We start from the raw sequence: 5,961 nt of genomic DNA on the forward strand, positions 1-5,961 counted from the left end.
TACCAACCCCAAACCGCCCCAGCCCCTTGACCGAAGTCATAGGGGCACCCCCCCGTCGATCAACGTCTGAAAGGCCCATCCGCGCGACGGCGCCCGCGGGCCACCGGGCTTGATCACGGAGGGCAGTTGCTCGTGCGGGGCAACCTCGCCGGTGCGTCGGGCCCGCGACTGCGGCTTCTTCTTCCTCTTCTTCGGCGTGCGCCGGACAGTAGCCACCCCCTCTGACAACGGCCGTACCCCAAGGCAACCCACCCGACGGCCCGTTGACCTTCCCGGCGTCGGAGGGCCGCAGGATTCCAGCGTGAGGCCATGGTGACGCGCGAAAAGTACGGATCGACGAACAGCGGGTGATGGCACCATCGCCGCGATGTCCCCAGCGCACTCGCCGGTGAAGTGAGGATCTGCCCTCATGCATGATGCCCGTGCCCTGATCGACATGGGTGCCGAAGCGGTACGTCGGCTCGCTCATCTCGGCTACGCCCTGACCGGCGCCTCCTCGCCTTGCAGACGCCGACTTCTGAATCACCACTCCCCCAGAGCCAAGCCTTCACGTGCGTGTGCGTCCGGTCTCCGCACCGGCCACCGCCAGTTGTTGTGGCACCTGGCCGTCCGGGGCTGGCCTACAGCTGACCGGGCCGGGAGCGGTCCCGATTTCGGCAGACTGCACACCTGAACGCCGAAAGGGGCACGAGCCCCCGGGAGGAGGTCGAGTAGGCGATCAGAGGCAGCGCCCGCCCACAGGAAACAACACCAAGCAACCTCGCCAGGATCCGGGCCGAGCATGTTCGGTCAAGTGGCCTGACCCCGGCTTCGGGTGGGCCGGAGTCATGAGGGTGGGGCGCAAACGAGACACGTGAAGCCGGGACGTTCGCGTCGCCGCCGTGGCGGCGGTGGAGTTCATCACCGTTCTGCGAACCCTCGGACCGCTCGGGCGGCCCGAGGGCTCTATGGGTTCAGTTCATGTGCGTGTCGAACCAGTCGAGCAGCTGCTCCGGGTGTTCGGGGAAGTAGGTGTAGCCGTCCCAGCGGCGGGTGCTGCCTTCGATCCAGAACAGCTTCTTGTCGGCGACGGGGATCGCGTCGAAGATCGCCTGTACGTCCTCGGGCCGGGTGAGTACGTCATCGCGGACCTGGGTGATGAAGGTGGGCACCTGGCAGCTCTTCGCGTACTCGATGGGCGACACCTGGTCGATGGTGAAGCTGGTGACCAGCTGGAACACCCGGTCGAAGTCGTCGATCCGGTCCGCGATGCCCATCGCGCCGAGGGCCTGTCCGGCCATCACACGCAGGGAGACCGGCTGCGGGTTGACCAGGCAGCGGACGTCCTCGAAGAGTTCGGGGTGGCGGGCCATCGCGACATAGGTGGAGTTGCCGCCCATGCAGCGGCTGAGCAGACCGAGCGTCATACCGGCGGTGTCGGGCCGGGACTTGACGTACTTGAGCGAGCCGGCGACGTCACGGGACTCGAACAGGCCCCAGGTGAAGAGCTCGCCGTTGGCGGCACCGCTGTGGCCGTGGTTGCGGGCGTCGTAGGTCAGGATGTTGTAGCCGGCGTCGTGCAGGGCCTTGTACTCCGGCAGGAAGTTGACCTCGAAGTCGTTGCCGCCGGGGACCATCTGCTTCCACGGCTCCAGGTGCGAGGGGAAGCCATAGCGGTTCATCGGCAGCGGGTGGTTGGCGACGATCAGCTTGTCCGAGCCAGGGGCGGGGATCCACCACGCCTCCAGCGGGGTGCCGTCCAGGGACGGGAAGGTGACGTCCTCGTAGGCCATCCCGTACTCGTCCGGAGTGTGCAGGAGCGGTGTCCGGACCGGGTGGGTGAACATCCCGCCGACCAGGCCGTTGATCATTTCCGAGGTGTCGGCCATGACAGTCTCACCTTCACTTTCTCCCCCATGGCGAAATCGCCCGATACGCCCCCTTCCTCATAGGAACCTAGCTCTCGGACCCGGGGGAAGCCACTGGTGAAGGGTGTACTGGCATTACACCCCTCCGCGCCTCTTCCGCACCCTCTCCCCCAGGCGAATCCCCCTAACCTGGCTCCCGTGGACCATGCAGCCGAGACCCGGGCGTTTCTGACCTCCCGCCGCGCCGGAATCAGTCCCCAGGAGGCGGGACTGCCCGCCCAGGGCACCCGCCGGGTACCGGGGCTACGGCGCGCCGAGGTCGCCCAGCTCGCCGGGATCAGCGTCGCGTACTACGCCCGCCTTGAGCGCGGCGACCTGTCGGGGGTGTCGGACCAGGTCCTCGACGCCCTGGCCCGTGCACTGCGGCTGAGCGAGCACGACCGCACCCATCTGGAGAGCCTCGCCCGCACTGCCGGCATGGGACACCGGCACCGTCGCCGTCCGGCTGCCACTGCCACGGTGCGGCCGAATGTTCAGCACCTGCTGGATTCCATGACCGGCCCGGCCTTTGTCGTCAACGGCTGCGGTGACGTGCTGGCCGCCAACGCCCTGGGCCGCATCCTCTACGCCCCCATGATCGAGTCCGCCGGGGACACCACGCCCAACCACGCCCGGTTCACCTTCCTCGACCCCGGCTCCCGCCAGTTCTGGGGCGACTGGGAGGGCGCGGCGGACAACCTCGTCGCCCTCCTGCACGCCCAGGCCGGCCGCGATCCGTACGACAAGGGCCTTACCGATCTCGTCGCGGACCTGTCCACCCACAGTCAGGAGTTCCGCACCCGCTGGGCCGGCCACGGCATCCTCCAGTTCCACCAAGGCGCCAAGGTCATCCAGCATCCTGATGCCGGCCTTCTCCACCTCTCCTACGAAACGCTCGACCTGCCCGGCGACGGCCTGATCCTCTTCACCTACGGCGCCGAGCCCGGCAGCGACTCCGAAGACGCCCTGCGCGTCCTGGCCAGCCGTGCTGCCGAACCCGACCTCGCCCCCGGGTCAGCCGAGCCCTCCCCCGAGTAGGGGCGAGTAGCGGTCGACAGCCAGACGTTCGGCGAGACACCCCCACGCGGGAACGACGTCCTTCGAGAGCAGCCAGGCACCCCGTCGACTTCGACGCGCCGACGCGCCAACCCTGCGCGCCCGACTGGATCGAGATCACTGTCAACAACGCTCGTGGTCATTACACCCCTAGTCACGGCGATCACACAGCCCCTAGGAGCGAGGTCCTGGCTGTAGCTGTTTGACCAGGTGGAAGACCTGTGAACGGCGGCGATTTTTAATGCTGTTGGTGATCTTCAGGTGGAACCACGGTGCATGCGAATAACCGCTGGTCGCGTGACGCACGGTTGAGCCGGGCCGTTCGCCGGGGAGACCGAGAGCACGTCCGCCAGCTGCACATCCGGCAGCCCCAGGGAGTGCAACACCTCCGCGCCGACATGCCTCGACAACATCACCAACAACATCCTGAAAGTAAGTCAGGACCCGAACCCGAACCCGGAGCCACACGCGAGGGCGGCATCGCCGGACGAGCCCGCATCGAGCACGTCCCGGACGGAAGCGGGCGCCATACGGGACGTGGATCAACAGCCAACACGTCGGCCGACGACCGCCTCGACCACACCCAACTCGTTGCCCTCGACCACCTCCCCATGCAACGCGCACAGGAGCGGACTGACCTGCGATGATGACGGCGTGCCAGAGCCAGGGACCACTGCCGTCGTCATTGTCTTGCCCGATGCCGCCCCGCTCCTCGATGCGGCGTGTCGTGTCGACCCGACTCTCGTGCGTCGTGGGGTACCGGCACACGTCTCGCTCCTCTACCCGTTCGTGCCGGAATCGGCACTGACAGATCAGGACGAGAAGGGCGTGCGTGCCCTGGCTGCGAGGTTCCCGGCAGCCGATCTGCTCTTGGAGGAGGTCGTGACGGCGTCCGGCTTCGTCGCCGTCGCCGTTCCAGGACTCCAAACGATCGTCGATGCGTTCCGCACCCAGTGGCCCGGATTGCGCCCGTACAAGGGCCGCTTCGGGGCGCAGCCCGCCGCCCATGTCACGGTCGCTATGGGGGCGGACAACCCGACAGCTGCCGCCCATGTCCGCGCTGCGATCAGCAGCCTGCTGCCGCTGCACACCCGCGCGATGGCGGTCCAGCTGGTGGTGCTGACGGAGGAAGGCTGGCAGCCGCGGTTCACCGTGCCGCTCGGCGTCCCGGACGGGCCGTGAACACCGCCCGCCAGTCCTCGCCCCTGACCGCGAGCAGTGGTCCAAGGGCCTGGATCGGAGGTCGCCGTCGGAGACTGCGCTGCTGGCGTGTGAGCACGGCACGGCTGCCAAGGGCCCTCTGCTGCCAGCCTCCGCCCTGACAGACTCGGCACCGTGCACGCTCAGGACGGGCCGGTACGCCCGGTGTTGACGGGCGAGGTGCCAACGGGGATCACGGTCGACGCCCTTCGCCAAGGCCAGGATGCATCGGGCCGGTCGGACGACGTCGACCCGTTGCGTCGCCATCACGACACCCAGCTGTGCAACGTGCCCGAGTGGATGCCGAATTCCTCGGCGACTTCCGGGATCGGCCTCCCGGTCTCGATCACCATGCGTACAGCACCCTCACGCCAGGACGGCATCTGGAGCGCCTGGAAGTTCGGGCTTTGCCCGTGGTTCACGGCTGGCTCGCCGCATGTGAGGCCGACTACTGGGCGACGCGAACGGTGCTCGCCTGCGGCCCCCTCTGGCCCTGTGAGATCTCGACCTGGACCCGCTGCCCCTCTTCGAGGGTCCGGTATCCAGCCATCTTGATGGCGCTGTAGTGAACGAAGACGTCCACCCCGGCGTCCATGGTGATGAAGCCGTACCCCTTTTCAGCGTTCCACCACTTCACCGACCCGTTCCCAGGCCCGACATGAGATGACGAAGGTTCTTCCGGTCCCACTTGAGGGCTGCTGGGCCTGGAGGAGCTAGCAGGCTCCAAGTGATCCAACTGGGCCGCCACTTCATCGATCGCCTCGGCAGTGAGACCGGCCGGAGGGGCGCTGGCCATTTGGTTCGCCATGATCATTGCGGCCGAGTCCAGCTCGGCGGAGGGAGCGTCGGGGTAGCCTGCAGCGAGTAGGTCTCGGCAGACATCGGCCAGCGAGCGTTGGCTCCCCATGCTCGAAGGATACGTGCCCTCTTCCCAGCGCGTCATGGCCGCTCACACACAGGGCAGAAGTGGCGTTGAGTGGTGAGCATGGACATGAGGGCCTCCCTGGCGTATCGCTCGGCGGCGTCGACGGCGGCCGCCCCTGAGAGATCACCCACTTCTTTACAGCCGAGAAACATGCTGACGACTTGCTCCCAGTGGTCTTGAGCGGTTAGCCACTGTCCGTGACGCAGGACGTATGACTCCGCGAACCTGCTTTTCTCGCCCCCCTGTTGATGGAGTACCGCAAGGCGACGTATGGCGCGTGGGCTCACTCGACCCCCTGATTGCGTCGCCGGAATTCCGCCAGCGCCTCTGCGGCTGATTGTCGTCGATGAGAGTCGATCTGGGTGCTCACTACGTAGCCGGCCAGGCCGCCAACCACCGCCGGCACCAAGAGCCAGCCGACCATGGACACCGGCAGCGCGATCCAGGGTGCCTGCGTCACCGCCGGTGACGTGATGCCCAGCGTGACCTCGTACGTCCTCCACCAACCGATTGTTACCCCGCTCAGAACCTCAAGTGCGATCAAGGCAGCGAGAAGGGGGAGACCCCGACGTCCGATCCAGTACAGCAGCTTGGGCAGTTGCCCCCGCGACCGCCACCATCGACGGATGGTCTCAGTGCGAGTGGGTGCGGGCGGTGGCGGAACCCGAGGCGGCGGAGGCGGGTGAGCAGCTGTCACACCGTCAATTTAGCTTCTGCGTAACCGTGTTGCCGACACACAGGTCATGTCTGACCGCCGCCACCCGCCCCCCTCCTCACGCGGCCCGGCTTGCAGTCGGCCGCCGATGGCGATGACGCGTTCACGCATGCCCAGGGGCCCGAGGGGGTGTCTTTCCGATCATCGGATCGTTGGGTTCGGTGTGAGGGATGCAGCCG

General features: G+C 67.2%; 6 protein-coding genes. 2 read left to right on the forward strand and 4 right to left on the reverse strand.

Going from position 1 to position 5,961, the window contains the following annotated elements; all coding sequences use genetic code 11:
* Window positions 1-953: 953 nt before the first annotated feature.
* Window positions 954-1,868: an alpha/beta hydrolase family protein gene (locus ACFWZ2_RS43270; RefSeq protein ID WP_384555300.1), complete on the reverse strand. Its 915-nt coding sequence runs from the start codon at window positions 1,866-1,868 to the stop codon at window positions 954-956.
* Window positions 1,869-2,045: 177 nt separating this feature from the next.
* Here ACFWZ2_RS43270 and ACFWZ2_RS43275 point away from each other — a divergent pair, with 177 nt between their 5' ends.
* Both ACFWZ2_RS43275 and ACFWZ2_RS43280 read left to right on the forward strand, forming a co-directional pair.
* Window positions 2,046-2,924, forward strand: a complete 879-nt coding sequence (locus tag ACFWZ2_RS43275) for a helix-turn-helix domain-containing protein (RefSeq protein WP_384555301.1) — start codon at window positions 2,046-2,048, stop codon at window positions 2,922-2,924.
* A 708-nt stretch (window positions 2,925-3,632) separates the two neighbouring features.
* Window positions 3,633-4,124 (forward strand): 2'-5' RNA ligase family protein, encoded by a 492-nt coding sequence (locus ACFWZ2_RS43280; RefSeq protein WP_384555302.1) that lies wholly within the window; start codon window positions 3,633-3,635, stop codon window positions 4,122-4,124.
* Between the two features lie 466 nt (window positions 4,125-4,590).
* On the opposite strand, the gene ACFWZ2_RS43285 is transcribed toward ACFWZ2_RS43280, so the two are convergent.
* The 3 genes from ACFWZ2_RS43285 to ACFWZ2_RS43295 form a co-directional block, all read right to left on the reverse strand.
* The gene (locus ACFWZ2_RS43285; protein ID WP_384555305.1) at window positions 4,591-4,830 is read right to left on the reverse strand and encodes a cold-shock protein; all 240 of its coding nucleotides are present in this window, start codon (window positions 4,828-4,830) and stop codon (window positions 4,591-4,593) included.
* Window positions 4,831-5,081: 251 nt separating this feature from the next.
* Window positions 5,082-5,354 (reverse strand): DUF6313 family protein, encoded by a 273-nt coding sequence (locus tag ACFWZ2_RS43290; RefSeq protein WP_384555303.1) that lies wholly within the window; start codon window positions 5,352-5,354, stop codon window positions 5,082-5,084.
* Window positions 5,351-5,764: a DUF6313 family protein gene (locus ACFWZ2_RS43295; RefSeq protein ID WP_384555304.1), complete on the reverse strand. Its 414-nt coding sequence runs from the start codon at window positions 5,762-5,764 to the stop codon at window positions 5,351-5,353. The genes ACFWZ2_RS43290 and ACFWZ2_RS43295 overlap by 4 nt, the downstream gene beginning before the upstream one ends.
* Window positions 5,765-5,961 lie beyond the last annotated feature (197 nt).

It is taken from the genome of Streptomyces sp. NPDC059002 (genome assembly GCF_042740435.1).
Classification (GTDB): Bacteria; Actinomycetota; Actinomycetes; order Streptomycetales; family Streptomycetaceae; genus Streptomyces.

Bases quoted from the DNA above. Each gene is read 5' to 3' on its own strand.
- ACFWZ2_RS43270 (WP_384555300.1), bottom strand. From the start codon at position 1,868: ATGGCCGACACCTCGGAAATGATCAACGGCCTGGTCGGCGGGATGTTC.